Origin of the sequence: Pseudomonas sp. Leaf58 (assembly GCF_003627215.1) — a bacterium.
Classification (GTDB): domain Bacteria; phylum Pseudomonadota; class Gammaproteobacteria; order Pseudomonadales; family Pseudomonadaceae; genus Aquipseudomonas.
The window spans coordinates 521,514-540,567 of the sequence record NZ_CP032678.1; the positions used below are offsets into that span (position 1 = coordinate 521,514).

A 19,054-nucleotide genomic window follows, 5' to 3' on the forward strand; every position below is an offset into this window, starting at 1 on the left:
CTGATCGGTAAATGAAGCCCGCGCCAGCGGGCTTTTTTGTGGGCAAAAACCGCTATCGGCTTGACCCATAAGGGCTTTTCACTCATAATGTATACAGAGTAGACCTTATTGGATGTTGCCATGAAAGTTGCACTTTTCGGCTCCGCATTCAACCCGCCCTCAGCAGGCCATGCCGATTGCGTTGCGCAGCTGGCCCAGTTTGTAGACGAGGTGTGGTTGATACCGTCTTTTCGCCATGCCTTCGACAAAGACATGTCGACCTACACCCTGCGCTGTGAATGGGTACAGGCGTTTGCGCAAGACCTGGGGCCGCATGTGAAACTCATGGCGATCGAACACGAGCTGGCGATAGCGACGGGTACGCCGCGCCCCATCTACAGCTACGAGGTGGTGGAGCATATCGCGCAACACCATCCTGATCACCAATTGCTGCTGGCCATTGGCCCTGACAACATGCATGCCTGGAGTCGATTCAGCCATACCGAGCGCATCCACGCCCGGTGCCAAGTCATGGTCACCCAGGAGAGACTTCAAGTGCGCAGCACAGGTATTCGCCAGGAATTGGTACGTGGTCATGTTCCACGTGCCATGCTCACACCACATGTGATTCAGGCACTCACCCAATACAACCCATGGAAGCCACTTTATGTCGCTTGAACAACTGCACGACAAAAGCCCAGCGCCTCGCCATGACCCTATCGTGACCCTGGACGCGGTCATCTTCTGCTGGTTGAACGAAGAACTGCTGGTGTTGCTCGAAAAGCGACGCAAAGAGCCATTCAAAGATGTGCTCGCAGTGCCTGGCGGCTACATTCACACTGACTCAGATAAAACCATCGACACCGGTCGCGATCGCATCCTGCGGGAGAAAGTGGGGTTCCTGCCTGACTACATGGAGCAGCTCGAATCGGTGGGTGGTATGGATCGAGATCCGCGTGGCTGGTCGGTCTCGATCATCTACATGTGTATTCTCAAACAAGACAGCCCAGTCTTGGCGAACTTGCCCGAGCACCTGCAGCTGCTTCCCATCTCGCAAGTCACAGGCCCGGACGGTGTCGAGCTTGCGTTCGATCATCGCGAAGTGATCAACCGCGCCTATCAGCGCCTGTCCAGCAAGACCGCTTACTCCAGTTTGCCGCTGCTGTTCATGCCCAGGCTGTTCACGATGCCGATGATCATTAACATCCACAAGGCCATCATGGGCACCACGCCGAACAAGATGAGCCTGCACAAGCGTTACAAACAGGGCGACCTGATTCGCAAGGTGCCAGGTGAAATGCTCTCACTGTCGGGTGCGCGGATTACCGATGCCTACGAGGCCACTATCGTAGAGCCTGAAATGTTCAGCGGCTCGCTGGGGGGTGGGGGATGATCAACTGGATTCAATCCCACCCCCGCAATACACGGGGCCGGGATTTCGCGATCAGCGATATTCATGGGTGCTTCAAGTTGCTGGAAACCAGCCTGGAACAAGTGGGATTTGATCCTGCTTGCGATCGCCTGTTCCCGGTAGGCGACCTGGTCGATCGCGGCCCTCAGAATGAATGGGTACTCGACTGGCTGGACAAGCCCTGGTTTTTACCGGTGAAAGGCAATCACGAGGCCTTCATCTTGAAGCTGTATGCACAAGGCGAGCCTTCGCAAGAGGCGCTGACCCATGCCCTGAATTTCAAGAAGTCTGGATTCGATTGGTGGGGTGAAACCTCCCGGTCGTTCCGACACAAGTTCTTGGCGGCCATCGCCAAACTCCCCATCGCTGCGCAAGTCGACACATCATTGGGCAAGGTGGGGTTGATTCACGCGGACGTGCCATCAGGGATGCACTGGGATCACATCGTCGATCTGATCAACGATCCTGATGTTGAACAACAACGCCGGCTACTGAGCAACCGCGACCGCGTGACCAACAAGGACTGCACACTGGTACCGGGGCTTGAGCGCGTCTACGTGGGTCATAATGTCGTGAAAAGACCCTTGGTGCTGGGCAACACGGTGTGCATTGACACGGGTGCATACCAGGGGCGTACGGCGAAGTGGCCGGGGAAAGGCGGCCTGAGCATCATTCGCTTGGATGTGGCGATGGGTGAGCTGCAAGCGAAGATCAACAGCTGCAAGCCCAACCGGGGCCTGCTGATCCCTTAAGATGCAAATTGGCCAGCGGAAAACACTGGCCGATCAATAGGGATGCGCCGTGGTGCCTGTTGCGCACTTTTGCCCGGAAGTCCCTCCCTGCAGGCCGCAACAGGCGCTATTCCTCCACCTCGAAGGCGTCCAGGCGACCATTGATGTCGACCAGGACGGCATCTGTGCTTTGCACCAGATCCAGCATTGAATCCGACACCTTGAGCTCAGGCTGAGCCAGGGTTTGCGTGATCAGCGCCTGGATTTTCCCCAGCAGATCCTTGAGCTTCCACAAGGCAATCAGGCGCGGCGGTTCAAGCAGAGCAATCAACTGATCATTCATGCGCAACTCAGTTTCGCTGATTGACAGCGCAATGGACTCAAGCTTGTGCTTGAGCAGCAGGTCAGTCTGACTTGTCTCGGCCTGATTCATGGTGAGCCTCTTCAGTGGGTCGATGCAGGTGCGCTGGCAGTCGCGGCACGTCGTACAAGCCACTCACGCACCAAGGTGAAAGCCAGGGCCAGGAAGACCGGGCCCAGGAAGATACCCAGGAAACCCCAAACCATCATGCCACCCAGCACGCCCAGCAGCACGATGGGCATCGGCAGCACGCCGCCGCGACTGATCAGAATGGGTTTGAAAATATGCTCGGCACCACCAACAATCACAAAGCCCCAGAACAACAGGAAGATCCCCATCCACAGCTGGCCATCGTACATCAACCACAGTCCGATCGGGACATACAGCAAAGGTGGGCCCATGGGAATCAAGCTCAAGAAGAAGGTGGCCAGGCCCAGCAACAACACTCCAGGGATGCCGGCGATGGCAAAACCGATCGCCAATAGCACCGCTTGGATGAGTGAAGTGCCCAGAACCCCATTGATCACTCCCTGGATGGTGTTTTGCGCCACCGTCCAGTAGCTGCGCGACGACGGCCCGACAATGTAGGACAGCGCGTCATGAAGAATTTTGGTGATTTGCTCGCCCTGGATATGGAACCAGAAGGCGAAGACAATGGCCATCAGGCACTGCACCACGATCGTTCCCACTACGGCACTGTGACTCAGCAGGTAGGTGGCAGCGGTATGCAGGTACGGTTTGACATCCAGGAACCAGTCCGGGCCTTTCGCCTCCCACAGCCCCCATTGCTGATGGATGTAGCTGCCCGCCAGCGGGATCGACTCTACCCAGGATGGGGCTGCGGGTAGCGTGGTGTGCGCCATTGCGACGATCGGCTCGATAAACTGCTGGGTGCCTCCGGCCAAACTCATGGCCAGAGCCACCAGGGGGCCTGCAATCAAGACGAGAAAGACCAGGGAGATCAAGCTGGCGGCGACCCAGCGCGACCCCGTAACCTTGCGAAGCCATTGCACTGCGGGCCAGGTGGCGAAGGCAATCAATGCGCCCCAGGCCAGGGTGATTGCAAACGGTGTGAGCACGTAGAGGGCAGCAAGCAGCACCCCCAGCACAATGACCATGCCAATGGGCTTTTCCAAGCGGCTGAACATGTTGAATCGTCCGTTTTGGTGAATGAGGTTAATTGCACTGTAATGGCGACCTGCCACTTTTGCAATATATTGATTAAGCGTTGTTTTTGACATTGAGACTGACCGCCAGTGGCGTCCTTTTCTCTACAGTACACCCGCCTTGGAAAAAATCAGGAACGGCAGGTGGGCCGCGACGACCATTACACAGATCGGGAAAGCAAACAGGAAGACCAAGCCCATCAACTGCATGGCCAGTACACCACCCAGCAAGTACATCATTGCGGCCAGCACCACAACGCACAGGGCTAAGCCGATTGTTATGAGGGCGATTAGACGAACCTGGGCGCCGACAAGCAGCCAGGAGGCTGAGCCAGACTGGCCAGTAATCGAGGTGAACACTAGGTTTAGCAGCGCCGCCAGGCGCTTGGCGTTGAACTGCAGGAGCAGCGAGCCGCCCACACTGACAACCGTGGTCAGGGCAACCCAATCAGCCCGCCCAGCTGCGCCTAAGAACGCTTGGGCATTCAGTGTCAGAGACTGCTCAACCGTGTGAACGGCCTCGGCATTCATGGCTGCCAGCGCCTCCCATCGCTGGGGGATGTCGGTGCCCAGGATCGTCACCCTGGTTAACCAAGGGGGCGGTGTGCCCACCTCGGTGCTTGCCATTGCCAGGTAGGCATCGAGCAGCCTCAGCGCATCAGTCGGGAACGCCGCTGGCAGCCATACTAGGGCGCCCAGCAAGCTCAGCACAAGGGTGGCGCAACCGGCGCCAATCACAGGCCTTCCCACAGCCCGAACCAGGTACGCGAACAGTGGTTGAGTGAGCACAGCCAACAGGATGCCAGTCGCGAAGGTGCTTGGCAGAGGTACGACCGCGAATAATCCAGCGATGACTACCCACAACAACAGAGTTTTCGCGACCATTAAATGCAAGTTGATAGGCATGGCAGGCTCACACGCAAGAGTCAGTCGGTAAGGGATCTTCAAACCCCATGGTTACTGGCGTGTACGGTGTTAATTGCCCGTACAGACCGAGCAATATACACAAAAACCATTAGAGACCCAAGTCGAGCTCCAGCACCAGGTCGCGATAACCCTCCAAAGCCGGGGCTTTCATGGCAATCTCACGCGGAAACGCCGCGCTTTTGAAGGTGGCCTGGATCATTTGAAGTTGCGCTGGATCGCGCAATTGTGCCGGCAGTGTTGCGCTCATTGCCTGGGTGATGAAGAGCAGGAGTTGAGCGGCACGATCAATCGCCGTCGCTCGATCTTGAGCAGAACAGTTACCCAGGCGCTTCTTGGCTTCTGCACGGTAAGCGAAGAGCACTTGATTGCGCAGTTGCTGATCCGTGGCGCCACGGTTGAAAGGCTCCTGAGGAACCACAAGTTCACGGTGAAATGCGGCCTTCATCAGCTGGATACGACCGACCATGCCATTGAAATCTACCCAGCGATGCTCACTCGCAGTGTCCTGCAACTGCTCAAGGTAGTCCTTGGCACCATCAAAATCGCTGACGTTGAGGAGTTCAATGAGCGGGGTGAGGGTGTTCATGCCGACAATCTCCATGGTTCATTTTTAGCCTATCATGCCCGCGTACACACAATCACTCGCAATCTTAATCAGGTTAATGTTCAGCAATTTCATATGGTTGTGTTACATTTCTCAAGTAAATTAGAGAAATCGTATCATTCTAGAAACGACATGAGGTAATCGTGCAGAATGCCCTGAAATCCGAATGAGGTTATCAAAGTCGTTCTAAATCAATCGGTTAGGCGCAACTGGTGAGGTTGGTCTCATGATCTTGTCTCCACCACCTGCACATGCCATAGTGAACTGGCAGGGCGGCTAACCGGATGAGATCGATCGCCCTCTGGCAGCTAGGGCTGTATTCGCGCAAGGCGAATCGAGAAGGGGATGACCCATCGAAGCAGTGTCCGGATCTACATTAAGAAAAATGCGCCCCGAGGCGCATTCTCTTTGGACGCAAATCAACGATCGCGATCATCATCCGGATAGTCTTCACGACGCTCTGCGTAGTCACGATCACGAAACTGCGATCGTCCTAGACCCCCTTCGTGACGAACAGGTTCCGCAGGCTTGTCTTGATGATCTTCAGGTGCATGTTGGCGCATGATAAAGGCTCCGATAAAGGCTCGAACGCTGGAATTGCATTTAGCCACATATTGGATTTGGGTTCAATAGGCGGCATACCTCAGCATCGCTGATCTCATCGCCTTCGACACCCTCGGTGGCTCCGACCACATGACCTGTAAAGTCGCCAAGTGCCTGGATCTCAGCGGCCTACAGGCATGTCGACCCCCTGTAATTTTCTACATTTAGGGGAGGGATTACCCACTCTAGCAAAACAATATATGCTATACTGAAAGCACATTTTGGAGATATCCCATGAGCGAAATTCAAAGCGTCGACACCCCGGAAGTAGAGCACGAAACCACCCCGGTAGCATCCGCCAAACGGCTTGCAGATACCCTGGCGACGCTTCGCTGCCTGGCGCTGGATGCTATGGAAGAACACCGCGATGCGCTGATGGAGCTGCCCGAGGTTTACAATCACTTGCAGATGATCGATCGCCACCTTTTCAACGCGGCGGTGGAAGAAGAACGCTCCCGTGCGCCAGCGCCTGAGCCCAAGAGCAACGATCTGCCGGATCTGGTAGCCCAGTTGGCGCCAGGGGAGAAGTTTCTCCTCAGATCCCTGTTGAAAGCCCCCAATGGCATCAACAAGCACATGCTGGGCACCGAAAACCAACGCCTGATCGATTGGGGTTTTGTCCTGGCCGAGGGCAACTTGCTCCTGCTTTCCGAGCGTGGCCATCAAGCCAACCAACTGCTGAGCCTCAAACCCAATCGACGCGCTGAAGCCCCAGTGCTGGCCGCCTCGGTCAATTGACTGCCCAGTAGACGGGGGCCGGGGAGGTTGTTGCCACTCCGGAGCCTCCTGTTGTACCTACTTATTGCCCCACCATCCCCTGATGGCTTGATACTCAGCAGGCTTGCGATCATGAATAGTCTGGAAGCCATCCAAGCCTTTCGTCAGGCCTGTAATCCAGCAGTTTACCAACGACATCCGTGCCATAGACCTTAATCAGGGTGCCGACCAACCCCCGGCTTGGCCGGGAGACAATCAATTCCGCTGGAAGAAAGTTGTATCGCTCCAGTTCTGTCCTGACTGGTACTGCATCACCATAATCAGGCGTGATGTCGTAATTCAGCGGCACCCCCACCAATCGCTTACCGCCGTCAAAGATTTCAAAGCGGTGCCAGAATCCACTGTTGGCAAATTTGAGCTTGTTACACTCTTCAAGGATTTCAGGAATGGCTTGCAACATCGACTCCAGGCTGTTGGTCACCCTGAAGTGATCAAACACTGTGCAGATGTAAATCTCGTTGCCGTCGTCATCCTGCGTATCAATGGATGAGTAGTGCGCGGCCTCAAGCGTATAGCGAAACGAACTCGATCGATCGCCGGGATCCAGAAGAGGATTGAATTTTGGTTCTGCGGTACACGCATAGGTAAGGCTTGTCTGGCTCAATAACTCCCAGAACTGATCCAGATGTTTCCATCCTCCTGGTTTCTCTCCAAGCGTGATGAGCGCCTCCAATTCTTGGGGCGGACTTCGTAACGCAGTGCCTTCACTGCCCAACACCTTTGCAAGCTGTCCTCTAAGGTCATTGATGGTCAGATCGACTGGAATTTCATCAAACCCGGCCAGCCTGGCAATCAGCGCGCACCCCGTGTCTCCACGATTTTGGCCCATGTAGGACGCTACCAGCGTAGAGGAGGTTTTTTCCAGGTCTTCCCACTCATGGGCCCAATTGCCGAATTCCTGGAGGGATCGTTGCATGATGAGAATGAGGTCAATCGGTCTTAACGGTTTCAAAAGGTACTTCTGCTTGCGTTGCGAGAGTTGCAGGGATGATCACCTGAATGCGAAGCGCCTTACAATCCCAGATCAAGGCCCAGGCAGTGCTCCACATATAGGTCGGCCACTTCGGCACCGAACGCTGCTTGAATGGCTTTCACGCAGACCTGCCCGTCTCTTTCTATGATCAGGCCACGAGGATCAAATCGACCTTCCGGTGGGAATTCGCTACAGTCCATCGGGCTCATGCAGGTGTACATGATGGAGCGACGGGCGGGTGTAAACGGATTGGCGATCTTGCTCTTTGCTTTAAGCACCTTGAGGCACACATCATTCAGATGTGTTGATTCCTCATCGCCGGTTATCCTGTCGGCAATTTGCTTGAGCTCCTGATCGCAGAGCCTTGACACGTCCGGAAGTTTTTTCAGCAGGGCTGTCAGGTCATTGGCATAGAAACTGGTTTGGAGGTCGTATGTGTCATAGTAAGGATCATCATCGGGGTGAGCGATCGGCACCAGGCTATCGAAGGCCATCACTTCATATTTCCAGCCTTGCGTGACGTCTTCGGCTGGATTGATGCATTCATGAATGGGGTTCTGCAGCAAGGCTTCGGTCAGTGGAACACCTGCCTGACGCTCCCAAAGGGCATCAAGGTAACGCCAGCCTCCAGGAACGCCATGTAATGCATTTATCTTGATGAGGGTGGTCATGTGTGACTCCCACCCTTGGGATAAATCATTGAATTTGGCTCGCAAGGCAAACCGCAGCTGAGTTACAGTAAAGTGCTGAAGGAGACCGGCAGCGTTAAGCAACTCGGCGAACAAGCTAAGCCCAGGGTCTTCAAGATCAAGGGGCCCAAACCCAGGCGCCATACATTCCAGTACAGGCATCTCATCAGGCGGCCAGTGTGTGGAGTGGCCAAGTGATTTGCGCATGGCATAGCCAGGTGCAGGGCACTGGCGCTAGGGGTGGGGGCGGGTGCGATCATGGGTCACCGGAACGTGGCAGTCTTCTGCTGGGTCGAGTACGACCAGTATGGCAGTGGAGCTTTTTTGGAGGCAAAAAAGACGCCACGCCGTGCCGGCAAATGGCGCCCTTGACCTGGGTATACCTAGGCGTTGCGAATGGCGGCCATCAGGCCAGCCAGGTCATGACTGTTTTCCAGGAAGGTGGCGATTCGGGGCAGGATTACATCGGCACTGTCCTGAATGCAGCGGATGCGAAACTCGGGCTCCAGTTCCTGAGGAATCAAGCAGAAGAGAAGGTTGTCGGATGAAGCTTGCGGGTCTACGTAGAGCACCGTCGCGCAGTTGACCAAGGCGGCTGCGATCGGATCCATCAGGTAGGGGAACTGCAGGGTTGTCCCAGAGATGATCAACAGATTGGTCGATCGGGCATGGGCCATGGCTTTGTTGTAGTTCTCGTTCTTGATGTTTTCGCCGAATAGTACGACGTCAGGACGAATGGGGGCTTGAGCAGGGTGGCGGCAGCGGTAGCAGCGCGGCGGGAGCACCATGTCTTCGGTGATCGCCAGTTCGTGCTTCTCGCCGCAGCGAAAGCAGGAATAGGAGTGGGTCGAACCATGCAGCTCGACCAGGCGATTGGGATCAAGCCCAGCCCGAAGTGACAGGCCGTCCACGTTCTGTGTGAGCTCCAGGTAGTCGCTGGAAGCGTCGCTGATGCGTTTTAAGGCCTTGTGGGCCTCCGAGGGTGCCGCTGACTTCAAGGCCATCAACAACATGTGCCAATGGCGCCAGAGGAGCTCTGGATTCTCCTTCAGGGTTTGGCGAGAGACGATCTGCTCCACCGGCATTTTATGCAAGGCTTCGATTTCGGTGTAGCGCCCTGTGGCTCCCCGGTAAGTGGGCAAACCACTGCCCACCGAGATACCAGCGCCGGTGATGGACATTACTCTCATCCACGTGCTCCTTGAAATGATTGGGCGAAGACAAACCAATCGAGTGCCAACGCAGTTAACTCAATATAACGCAAATCGTGAGGGTTTTAGAGACCAAGCTCCATGGTGAGAATTTCTTCTGCCACCATGTCCGAGTAGTCCTCCATGATGCATTTTTTCAGCAGTGGGTTGCCGGCCAGGAGAAGAAGATCGGCAACCTCTTGAGCATGGGGTAACACCGCGTCCACGCCGATTCGCTTTCCAGTGATAAGCTCATCGATGCACTTGAAACCCTGCTGGGACAATGACCCTGAAAGCAGACTTTTCACAAACGGTTCGAGCAGATGATCTGGGATCACCGACAGAGGCACCGCACCATTCACCAAGGCTTGGGGCAATGTTTTCGTGCTCTGCAGCAACGGCTCAAGCAGGGGCGCGATCGCATCGTGGTTGATGCGCTTTGCAGCGAGCAGCTCATGAATACACTTCAAGCCCTCACGGGACACAGAGCCTGACAGCAGGCAGGTCACAAACCTTTCGAGCAAATGGTCTGGAATCACTGACAGCGGTACCCCGCCATTCACCAACCCCTGGGGCAATGTTTTCTTGCTCTGCAGCAACGGATCCAGAAGGGGTGCGATCGCATCGTGGTTGTTGCTGATCCATTGCTTATGCCGTCCAATCGCATTGACCGCGATCAGCGCTGGATCCTGGGAAGGCGCCGGGCGCCCCCAGGTGGCACTGAACTCACCCAGGGCATAGTCAATGAAGTCGAGGTTGCAATGCTGCCAGAAGTCGGAAAAGAGTCCCTGGTGCAGCGACTCATAATCACGCCCAATATGAGCGGCCAGATCCGGTCTGAACACCACTTCGTAGGGGTGGCTGACGATCATGTCGTCAGGCCCCTGGTTGACGTCCCGCTTGCCAGAGGCATGAACGGTGAGAAAAGCCTGTTCGATGGGGCCCTTCAGGGGGTGACCGCCCTCGTAGGCGGGCAGGTAATGCAGCGTCACTGCCGGCATCAGTCTGAAATAGCGCTCAAAGTCATCCGTGAAATCGGCAGGGTGCACCCCAGGCGGCAATTCACTGAGGTGGCCGCGCATGACCCAGTTTCGCAAGATGGCTTGCGGCCAGTTGAGGTCTTTGATGCTGCCGGTGTCCAATTCAGGATGCAGGTCGAGCACACGACCAATGGCTGATTGCAGGTTACTCTCCAGGGGGCGACTGCGTTGCAATTTGAGCTGACTCAGCCCAGACGGATTGTGCCTGGAGCTCGGGTCAAAAAACTCGCGGTGCAGCTGCCCGAGCAAGTCGTCGTCTTTCGACAGGTGCTGAGCGAAGCGATGCAGCTGGCGAGCTGCTCTTTGCGGTGAAATGCTGGCCCAGAATGGCCTTTGCTCCATCATCAGAATGGCGGGCTGATAAAATGCACTCATCACATCGTTGCGGTGTGGAAACAACGCCAGGGTTTGATCCGTGCACAGAGTTTTATCCTCCCAGGATTCGAGCTCATGTTGCGCGCCGTCGCCAATGATCCATCCGCTCAAGGAGGCCAGGGGATGCAGGCCGTCTTCCAGCAGCAGCATGAGCGCATGCTGGGTCATGTACCCCTTGCCGCCCTCGCATTTGAGCAGGTCGTCAAAACCGAACACGATCAGCGACCCGAAGGGTTTTTTAAGCTCTTCGGGGAAGGCGTCATCGGCTATGGCCTTGGCATAGGCCTTTACCCCAACCATGCGTGTGTGTTGCTGCAAGGCCCGGTTGAGCATGTTGGCCAGGTAATCATCCTTGATGCCGGGGTTCATCAGAGCGGCAAATTTCTTGATGCGCGCCAGGTGTTCGACCAGGCTTGAGGGTAACGAATCGATTGAACGGTGCTGCAAAATCTTCGACATGGTCGAGAAATCCAGGAAACTATGACTGCTTCCAGCATGCCTTTAGGGCACAAAAAAAGCCAGCTTTCGCTGGCTCGTGTTGCGGTTTTGTCAGTCTTTCGAGCCCATGCCGAGCAAGCTCAACAAGCTGGTAAACAGGTTGAAGATGGACACGAATAACGAAACGGTTGCAAGCACATAGTTGGTCTGACCACCCCGGAGAATCTGACTGGTTTCGTAAAGAATGGCTGCCGAGGAAAACAGAACAAAGCCCGCTGAAATCGCAAGCTGCAGACCACTCATGGGGAAGAACAGCGACAGGATGACGGCCCCCATCAACACGAAGAATCCGGCCATCAGAAAGCCTTCAAGAAACTTCATGTCTCGGCCCGTTTTGAGCACGTAAGCGGAGAGGCCGCAGAAGGTGAATGCGGTCAAGAGCATGGCATTGGCAACCAGGTCGCCGCCATTTTTCATGGCCAGGTAATGGTTGAGCATGGGCCCGATGGCGTAGCCCATGAAGGCGGCCAGGCCAAACGTCCAGGCAATGCCGCCCACACCATTCTGGTACTTGTGGATGGCGTACATGATTCCGTAGAAGGCGAGCAGGGTGACGATCAGCCCTGGGCCTGGAAGGTGGAGGCTTTGGCTAACCAAAGCGGTGATGCCGCTGACCACCAGCGTCATCGAAAGCAACATGTAGGTTTGGCGCAGGACGCGGCTGGCAGCCGAGCCTTCAATGGCGGTGGTTGTCGACGAATTAGTGCTCATGGGCATCTCGCTGAGTGGATTCAATATATAGTTAATCACAGAGGCGCTGAGCCGTCATCAGGCGACCGTTTCAATCTGTTACAACGTCCCCGTCATCAGCCTAGCGGCCCATTCCTGGCAAGCCTATTTCAACCATCTCAATATATTCCAAAATCAGCTGGCGATGGCCGGGCCAACCCGTGACGGAGGCTACTTCTAAGGCAGTGCCGTGGGTTGCTCGGAAATGCGAGTGTTTTTCATTGACGCTCCCATCAAAAAGAGGAAGTTTCCAAAGCCGGGAGGGATGATCCCGGCTTTTTCCCAAGCCCACCTCATACCGTAAAGCTTACAAGCCCAATGAGTTCTCAAGGGCGTAGGCGAGCTTGCTCTCCGGCAGTTTTTCCATCATCTGAAGGGACGGATTGCCGAACTTGAGCATTTCATTGATGATGCTTGGCTTGGGTTTTTTCAGTGCCAACATCGCATCAAAGACCTCGGTAAACAAGGGCTCATTGTGTTGTCTGACCAGGCGCATAATGTAGGGTTTGGTCGATATGTGCTCACCCGAATACGTGTTGATCAACTCCGTTTTGTTGTCGTGAAGCACTTTGACCAACAACCTGATGGCATTTTCGCGGGTACAAAGGGTAAGCCCGGTGTTAAAAAGGGTCTCAAACGCACGATTGTTTGAACGCAGGACGCCGACCGCAGTGAAAATATTGGGAATGAGGCCAAAATTTGCCTGCCCAAGTTCAATCATCCTGTCGACCTTGCCGGCAGGCAAGGCCTTGGCATCGACGTTATACCCTGCGGCATAACCAATACGTAATGCGTAGTCCTGATGGCCCAGGTCAATGCCTTCGCTCGCCAGAATCCTGGCCACTTTTGCCATTGGTGTGACGTGCCCCAAGCCAATCCAGGCGTTGTTCATATTGTTTTCAAGCGGCAAGTCATGCTCAGGAATTGTGCCGATCTCCAACCCAAGAAAATCTTCGGCACGGATGCCCAGGGTTGGCCACAGGCGGGGGAAGGGCAGGAACGCCATTTTCGCATGGCACACAGCAAGATCGATGACATAGGGTTGGGCCCCATGTCGGTGGGTATACAGGTAGCTGAGCTTGTCCACCAGGGTTTCCATGATCAGTTTTGGATCTTCCCCTTTCAGCACGAACACCTGAGCAGGGAGGGCACTTAGCGCCCTGCCAAAATCCTTGACGTGACTGAAGTGCCGCTGCTCATCAGCCTTCGTCACTTTCTTGGTCGTCACTTCAAGGTTCACCAGGAAGAGGTTTTCGGCGGCGTTGTGAAACGCCTGCTGATCGCCGGCCCAGGTGGCGAAATCGATCTGGCCACGGTCGTTCATGCCTATCAAATGTGCCAGTAATGGGGCGAGCTTCACAACTTCTGCGTTTGATTGGCCGAGGAGGTTGCGCAAGTTGTAATGGGTTATCTGTTTCACCAGCGCGTGCATTTGTGGGTTGGTGCGGCGAAGCTCACTCACACGCCCCAATGCCCGGTCTTCATCAACGAGATAAAGGGGGAGCAGCAACTTTCTGAACACGTGCTCCACTGCTTTATGCAGTTCATCATCGCTGAGCTCGGCGGGTATCCGGATGCCAGCAAACCCGGAACTCTCCAGGCGCTTCATCAATCGCTCGGGGCCCGAGTATTTCGAAACAACTGCATTTTCCAGCGACACGCCATCGGCCAGCAGCAAGTGAATAAGTCCGAGATCAATATCTTCATTTAGCAGGGTGATCAATTCATGGGCTTCTTTCAGGTATTTGCCGGTCTTACGGAATTTCCGCCAATCCTGGATGATCAAGGCTGCAGATGAGCCCTCCTGGGTAAAATACTCGGCCCTGATGGCCTCGAACATTCGGGTGTAGTCATCCAGCGCCTCTTGCCCAAGAATGGCCAGTACCCGCTCAGGGGAGGTGTTGCGAAAGAGTGTCATGGGGTATTTCCGCAGGTGTTTCTAGTACTTTATCCATGTATTGATAGCGGTGTCTACGCGAGCAACCCTAGTGACACCCTTACGCGAGAATTAACTGCCACCCACGCAGCTAAAGACCGAGATCCCGCTCCAGCACCTGGTCGAGGTGGCTGTCTGGGAGTTTTTCGAGGTCTTCTTGGCGGGGAGTGCCCTGCTTGAGCAGCATGTTGATGATCGAGGCTTTGGGCTTCTTTCGCGCCAGGGCCAGGGCAAAAACATCTTGGAAGAGCGCCTGATCTTCGTCGGCAATCACTTTGACCATCGCCTCCTTGGTCAGGTAACTGGAGATGCCTGTCAGGGTGTGGATCGCCTGAAAGGCTCCCTTGTTCAAAAGCTTGTCGATAAGCATTGCAGCCACTTCACGCGAACACTTCGACAGACCCTCCATGAAGTGATGGGTGGCTTCATCTCCCCGCATGCTCATCGCCCAGGTGATCATCAGTACACTGGGTGCGCGATCCGGATACACATCTGCTGCCTTGACCAGGTCATCCAGCGATCCTGGTGACCAGTCGTACAGGTCAACATGATAATCACCGCCAAAGCCGATCCGATCCTGGTACTTGGGGTCAGTAAAGTCCACGCCTTGCGTACGTAGCACATTCACCAGGCGCTGGAACGTCAGGCCTTTCCTGTCACGAAACAGCCGGGCACTTCCATGCCAACTGTCACTGAAGCAATCCGGGAACATCAGGCGATGATCGTTGCTCTCCTGGATTGGAAACCCAAGGAAATCTGCGGCTTCGATTCCAAGGTCTTTCCACAGGTGGGGGAAGGGCAAGAAGGGCGCTTTGCACCCTGCATCGATCAGGCTGCGGGTGAAGTCGTTGTAACCGTGTCTATAGGTGTACAGGAACTCCAGCTTTGTACGAATCCCTGCCATCACCTGGAGAGGGTCTTCCCCCTGGAGCACGAAAGCTTGGGCGGGGAGAAACGTCAGGGATTGGGCCATCCGACGCACGTAATCAAAGTGCGTGCGCTCCTCGCGCATGACCGGCTTGCTTTTTTCGGCCAACGTATTCAAAAAAAGCGATTCTGCTGAAGACTGGAACGCGCTCTGATCGCCAGCCCAGTCTTTGAGGGTGACCCGCCCTTTGGAGTTCATGCCCATGAGGTCGGCGAGCAAGGGGGATTTAGCTGGCACAGCCAGGGTAGTTTTCCCCATCATCTGCACCAGGGTGTAATAGGTTACGCGCTCGGCGATGAGCAAGATCCGGTCGTTGGTCTGTCGGCGTTGCTCAATAGACCGGAGCTTCTCTGTCGCATTTTTGCAAAGCACTGGGCCGAGCAGCTCATGGAATAGCACCCCGATCCCTCCGCGAACCCAGGACTCTGGCATATTCCTGGGAATCTTGAAGCCACAGAGGCCCGTCAACTGGATTTGCTTGGGTAGATCCTCATCCGAGCGATCCCATTTTGCACGCTTCTCGGGTTGAAACTGCACGCCATCCTCAGCCAGCAAACCCAGCAGGCCCAGGTCATATCCATCTTCGCCAAATGCCTGGAGCAACCGTGCCTCGGCATCATCGCACTTCTGGAACACCTCGGCGGCATATTGGTCTCGTCGCCCGCCAAAACCATTGCCATGCACCTGATCGATGGCATCGCGGTAAGTCGAAAAGGCTTCCTCACCACAGACAGCTTTGACTATGGCATCAGTCGTGTTTTTGAAAAGCTGCACCATGGGCCTCATTCATATCCAATATGTCTAGTATTTAATTTCCAAGGTAATCAGGCCCCAAGTCAAGATTTTTGCATGCACAAATAGCCCAAAAACACGTGGCTTGTCTTTCAAAACCAGCTGTGGAAAAATCGCGAATATACAGGATATTGGAATTAGCCATGAGTCAGGTCATCACGATTTATACCGATGGTGCGTGCAAGGGTAATCCAGGCCCTGGTGGCTGGGGCGTCATCCTCCAAGCTGCTGGCGCCGAGAAAGAGTTGTTCGGCGGCGTTCCCGACACCACCAACAATCGCATGGAAATGCTTGCCGTCATCAAGGGCTTGGAAGCGCTCACGCGCCCGTGCGAAGTCGAGGTCTACACCGATTCCCGATATGTCATCCAGGGGTGCGACGAGTGGCTGGAAGGCTGGAAGAAGCGCAATTGGCGCACGGCCCAGAAGGAGCCCGTCAAAAACGTCGATCTCTGGAAAGTGATGGATGAACTGCTGGGGCGCCATGATGTGATCTTCCATTGGGTCAAGGGACACAATGGCAACCGACTCAATGAGCGTGCCGATGCCCTGGCCAACAAGGGTGTGGCTTCGCTGAAAAATGCAGGCCAATCCCAAGCGGCCCAAACCCCAGGCGTCGCCGAGACTGCAGCAAGCCAGGGCGCCTTGGACTTCAACTCAGCGGCGAGCCGTCTGCCACCCATTCGGGTGTATACCGATGGTTCGAGTCGCAAGACCAAAACAGGCGGCTGGGGTGTGGTCATCATCAACCAGGGTGTGGAGACGGAAATGTCTGGCCACGCTTGGGAAACGACAAATAATCGCATGGAGCTTGAAGCCCCAATCCGAGCCCTGGAAGTTCTGCCTGCCGGTCAACCTGCGCACATCACCACCGACTCACAGTATGTACAAAAAGGCATCGAGGAGTGGATCAAGGATTGGCGCAGGCGGGGCTGGCGCACGGCGTCCAATGAACCGGTCAAAAACGTAGATCTCTGGAAGCAGCTCGAAGCGTTGTGCGCCGAACGCAAGGTGACCTGGGCCTGGGTCAGGGGCCACAATGGCGATCCTTACAACGAGCGGGCAGACGCGTTGGCACAATTTGCGTCCCTGCATGCCCAGGAGTTGCTGGGGCTTGAGAAGATCAAGGCAGCGATGTCATGACGACAGGCAGGGCATTGGATAAGACCCGGCCTGCGGATTTCCAGGCGTTCCGGATAGCATTTTTTTCAAGCCTGGAGAACAACTTCGCCTGCTTTAAGCGGGTGGAGAATCACCCTGATAGCTGGTCTCTTCGCGAACTGCACCTGAACAATCCAGACGCTTGCTGGACGTTTTTACAGCGGTATTCATACTTCCAGGACAACAGCGAGCTTGACCTGATGGCGGCCCTGGTTGCAGACGGTTTTTCCTACCGGGATCTAGTGCTGCTCACAGAAAAATCGCATTGCGCTTACAGCTACCTATGGGATGAATTTTACGAATCATCCCTGGGCGCCATGGCTGTTCGCTTGCCGTTTGCTTCCAAAAGCGGGTGCTTTTCTTCGCTGCAACGACTGTTCAAGGAAGTCAGTACTGTTGCATTCAATCAAGATGGCGCAACTGAAGAGGCAAAACTGACCGCCTTCTTCAAATCGATGCTGCTCAACAGCTTGCACGGCAAACCGACTGCCATAGCCACCCACTACAACACCTGGCTGCCTCAGGAGGAAATGTGCAACCTCCTGAGCTGTGACGGGGAGATGTCCGAATCGCTGGCCGAAACAGCCATTAGCACCTTAGTCGGCAAGCAATATGCCTTCGAACCCTACCGTAACTACCACCCCCTGGATTCGGATCGAGCGCTGCCAAATCCTACTGGCTTCGAAGCCCTTATGCAGATTTTGATCCGCAGCCTGGTGTATGACAAAGCAGCGATCATGCACCTGACCGACGTCGATGAAAATGCAAAATGGCGGGTCTTGCAGGTCACGGCCAGGCTCCTGGCAGACCATATCAATGCCGATCCTATGCAGGCTGACAAGCTGGCCACGCAAATGGTGATCAACGCGCTCTGCATCTTCGAAAAGGCCGTGCCGGAGCCTTTGCGTCGCCATCACCTGTTTGGCCAGCAGTTAGAAGACAGGCCCTATACACGGCTTGAACACCTTGTTTACGCCGGGCCCTTGCAGGCCCACCGCCTGGAGCCACTGCAATCGTTCAACGCCACGGCGTCCTTCCCACTCTTGCTGAGCTCGCTTGAGCAAATCGATGGCCCTCTCCAGCCCAGCGAGCTGCTGAATAGCCACTTGATTCAGGTGCCGGCGATCGGTGAAATTGCCCACCTCAGAAGAGTTCGTGGAATCGAAGACCATATTGACGCGATGCCAAATCCCGCCTTCTTGAATGTCCGGGCAAAGATTCCGACCGTGGTACAAAAGAAGGCGCATGAAAAAATCATGGTGCGCTCGGCATTGATGCTGCTGGACTACTCACTGCCGGACATGGATGCAACACGCCTCGCAGCCGCAGGGCTCCATAGTTACGGATTCAGGCCTGCAGATGTCGATGAGCAGCGGTTGATCATCAGGGCGCTGTGTGAAAAGGGTCAGCCTTCGATGGATCTGCTAAAGGTCTGCAATATTAGCCAGACTGTTATCCGTGAGCATCTGCATCAGCTAGGGGAGGAGGCCATGGAGCATACGCTCAGCCAGGATCTAGGGCTCTAACCGAGCCCCCGGTTCTCAGGGCGAAAGCTCTGCGTCCTTCGGGCGGTTCGCTCGCAGGTTTTGATGCTGGGCCACGTGTAGTTGGCAATAGGTGTATCATACTCCTGCACGCCTTGCTTCATCGCCTCCTCAGCCATGGCATGCAGGGTTTGCAGGTGGGGCGCCATCCACTCGGGGAGCGGCATGTAGGCGCAAACGAACCTGGCTTCCTCTGGGCACATGCCGCCCATGCCGAGATTGTCATACACGGTGATGCCATGATTTTCGAAGGTCACGGTCGCATAAAAACAGTGGCAGCCGGACTTTTTCACCTGCCCGGAGGCCGCATCCACATCGTTGGAATGCAGCATCAGCGGTTCGTCGATCACGTTGAAATGGTAGAGCAAGCCGTGGCTGATCTGCGTCAGCGGGTGCAGCCAGCTGATCGTTTTGGTGGCAGTCATGGCCTTGACCTGCTCGAACGAGAATGGAAATACCTCCAGGCTCTCCTCGATCCTGTCGGCCCATTCCTGCTTCTGTTCGCGAAATGTGGCGAAGGCCTCCTGTATTTCCTGGATACTGTAATTCTCCAGCAGCGAGTCCATTACCCGTTGCCTGGCGGCCTGTTTATCAATAGTCATGAAACCCAACACCTTTTTCTTCCATCATAAGCCAGGCAC

Annotated in this window: 18 protein-coding genes and 1 pseudogene; 7 read left to right on the plus strand and 12 right to left on the minus strand. The window is 55.3% G+C overall.

Annotation, left to right across the window (positions count from 1 at the left end; translation table 11 throughout):
• Window positions 1-120 precede the first annotated feature (120 nt).
• From DV532_RS28070 to DV532_RS28080, 3 genes are read left to right on the plus strand one after another with little or no spacing between them, the layout of a single operon-like run.
• Window positions 121-657: a hypothetical protein gene (locus DV532_RS28070; protein WP_056798626.1), complete on the plus strand. Its 537-nt coding sequence runs from the start codon at window positions 121-123 to the stop codon at window positions 655-657.
• Window positions 647-1,372, plus strand: coding sequence for an NUDIX hydrolase (locus DV532_RS28075; RefSeq protein ID WP_056798623.1), 726 nt, complete (start codon window positions 647-649; stop codon window positions 1,370-1,372). The genes DV532_RS28070 and DV532_RS28075 overlap by 11 nt, the downstream gene beginning before the upstream one ends.
• Entirely contained in the window at window positions 1,369-2,142 is a 774-nt protein-coding gene (locus DV532_RS28080) for a metallophosphoesterase (RefSeq protein WP_056798622.1), read from the plus strand. The genes DV532_RS28075 and DV532_RS28080 overlap by 4 nt, the downstream gene beginning before the upstream one ends.
• 106 nt (window positions 2,143-2,248) lie before the next feature.
• On the opposite strand, the gene DV532_RS28085 is transcribed toward DV532_RS28080, so the two are convergent.
• From DV532_RS28085 to DV532_RS28100, 4 genes are all read right to left on the minus strand, one after another.
• Complete coding sequence (locus DV532_RS28085) at window positions 2,249-2,554, minus strand: hypothetical protein (RefSeq protein ID WP_056798620.1); 306 nt, start codon at window positions 2,552-2,554, stop codon at window positions 2,249-2,251.
• An 11-nt stretch (window positions 2,555-2,565) separates the two neighbouring features.
• Window positions 2,566-3,723 carry an AI-2E family transporter gene (locus DV532_RS28090; protein WP_236707502.1) on the minus strand — a complete coding sequence of 386 codons (1,158 nt, stop codon included), beginning with the start codon at window positions 3,721-3,723 and terminating at the stop codon, window positions 2,566-2,568.
• A gap of 30 nt (window positions 3,724-3,753) precedes the next feature.
• Window positions 3,754-4,596, minus strand: a complete 843-nt coding sequence (locus tag DV532_RS28095; protein ID WP_156675916.1) for a hypothetical protein — start codon at window positions 4,594-4,596, stop codon at window positions 3,754-3,756.
• A gap of 67 nt (window positions 4,597-4,663) precedes the next feature.
• Window positions 4,664-5,161 (minus strand): hypothetical protein, encoded by a 498-nt coding sequence (locus tag DV532_RS28100; protein WP_056798614.1) that lies wholly within the window; start codon window positions 5,159-5,161, stop codon window positions 4,664-4,666.
• An 855-nt stretch (window positions 5,162-6,016) separates the two neighbouring features.
• Here DV532_RS28100 and DV532_RS28105 point away from each other — a divergent pair.
• A complete protein-coding gene (locus DV532_RS28105; protein WP_056798612.1) occupies window positions 6,017-6,520 on the plus strand; it encodes a hypothetical protein in 504 nt (167 codons plus the stop codon).
• A 109-nt stretch (window positions 6,521-6,629) separates the two neighbouring features.
• Here DV532_RS28105 and DV532_RS28110 read toward each other — a convergent pair whose 3' ends face one another.
• From DV532_RS28110 to DV532_RS28140, 7 genes are all read right to left on the minus strand, one after another.
• Window positions 6,630-7,511, minus strand: coding sequence for a hypothetical protein (locus DV532_RS28110; protein WP_056798609.1), 882 nt, complete (start codon window positions 7,509-7,511; stop codon window positions 6,630-6,632).
• 59 nt (window positions 7,512-7,570) lie between these two features.
• Complete coding sequence (locus DV532_RS28115; protein ID WP_156675915.1) at window positions 7,571-8,203, minus strand: hypothetical protein; 633 nt, start codon at window positions 8,201-8,203, stop codon at window positions 7,571-7,573.
• Between the two features lie 401 nt (window positions 8,204-8,604).
• Complete coding sequence (locus DV532_RS28120) at window positions 8,605-9,411, minus strand: Sir2 family NAD-dependent protein deacetylase (protein ID WP_082476805.1); 807 nt, start codon at window positions 9,409-9,411, stop codon at window positions 8,605-8,607.
• Window positions 9,412-9,497: 86 nt separating this feature from the next.
• Window positions 9,498-11,285, minus strand: a complete 1,788-nt coding sequence (locus DV532_RS28125; RefSeq protein ID WP_056798601.1) for a hypothetical protein — start codon at window positions 11,283-11,285, stop codon at window positions 9,498-9,500.
• Between the two features lie 90 nt (window positions 11,286-11,375).
• Window positions 11,376-12,035 carry a Bax inhibitor-1/YccA family protein gene (locus DV532_RS28130; RefSeq protein ID WP_120715482.1) on the minus strand — a complete coding sequence of 220 codons (660 nt, stop codon included), beginning with the start codon at window positions 12,033-12,035 and terminating at the stop codon, window positions 11,376-11,378.
• Window positions 12,036-12,360: 325 nt separating this feature from the next.
• The gene (locus DV532_RS28135) at window positions 12,361-13,971 is read right to left on the minus strand and encodes a hypothetical protein (protein WP_056798596.1); all 1,611 of its coding nucleotides are present in this window, start codon (window positions 13,969-13,971) and stop codon (window positions 12,361-12,363) included.
• A gap of 109 nt (window positions 13,972-14,080) precedes the next feature.
• Complete coding sequence (locus tag DV532_RS28140; protein WP_056798594.1) at window positions 14,081-15,694, minus strand: hypothetical protein; 1,614 nt, start codon at window positions 15,692-15,694, stop codon at window positions 14,081-14,083.
• 158 nt (window positions 15,695-15,852) lie between these two features.
• Here DV532_RS28140 and rnhA (DV532_RS31030) point away from each other — a divergent pair.
• The 3 genes and pseudogenes from rnhA (DV532_RS31030) to DV532_RS28150 all read left to right on the plus strand — a co-directional run.
• A pseudogene (gene rnhA, locus DV532_RS31030) lies at window positions 15,853-16,284 on the plus strand (ribonuclease HI); the annotation flags it as partial.
• Between the two features lie 96 nt (window positions 16,285-16,380).
• Window positions 16,381-16,851, plus strand: coding sequence for a ribonuclease HI (gene rnhA / locus DV532_RS31035; RefSeq protein ID WP_236707513.1), 471 nt, complete (start codon window positions 16,381-16,383; stop codon window positions 16,849-16,851).
• Window positions 16,848-18,395 (plus strand): hypothetical protein, encoded by a 1,548-nt coding sequence (locus tag DV532_RS28150; protein WP_056798592.1) that lies wholly within the window; start codon window positions 16,848-16,850, stop codon window positions 18,393-18,395. The genes rnhA (DV532_RS31035) and DV532_RS28150 overlap by 4 nt, the downstream gene beginning before the upstream one ends.
• Here the strand turns inward: DV532_RS28150 and DV532_RS28155 are convergent.
• Entirely contained in the window at window positions 18,392-19,015 is a 624-nt protein-coding gene (locus DV532_RS28155; protein ID WP_162949014.1) for a hypothetical protein, read from the minus strand. The genes DV532_RS28150 and DV532_RS28155 overlap by 4 nt on opposite strands.
• Between the last annotated feature and the right edge of the window lie 39 nt (window positions 19,016-19,054).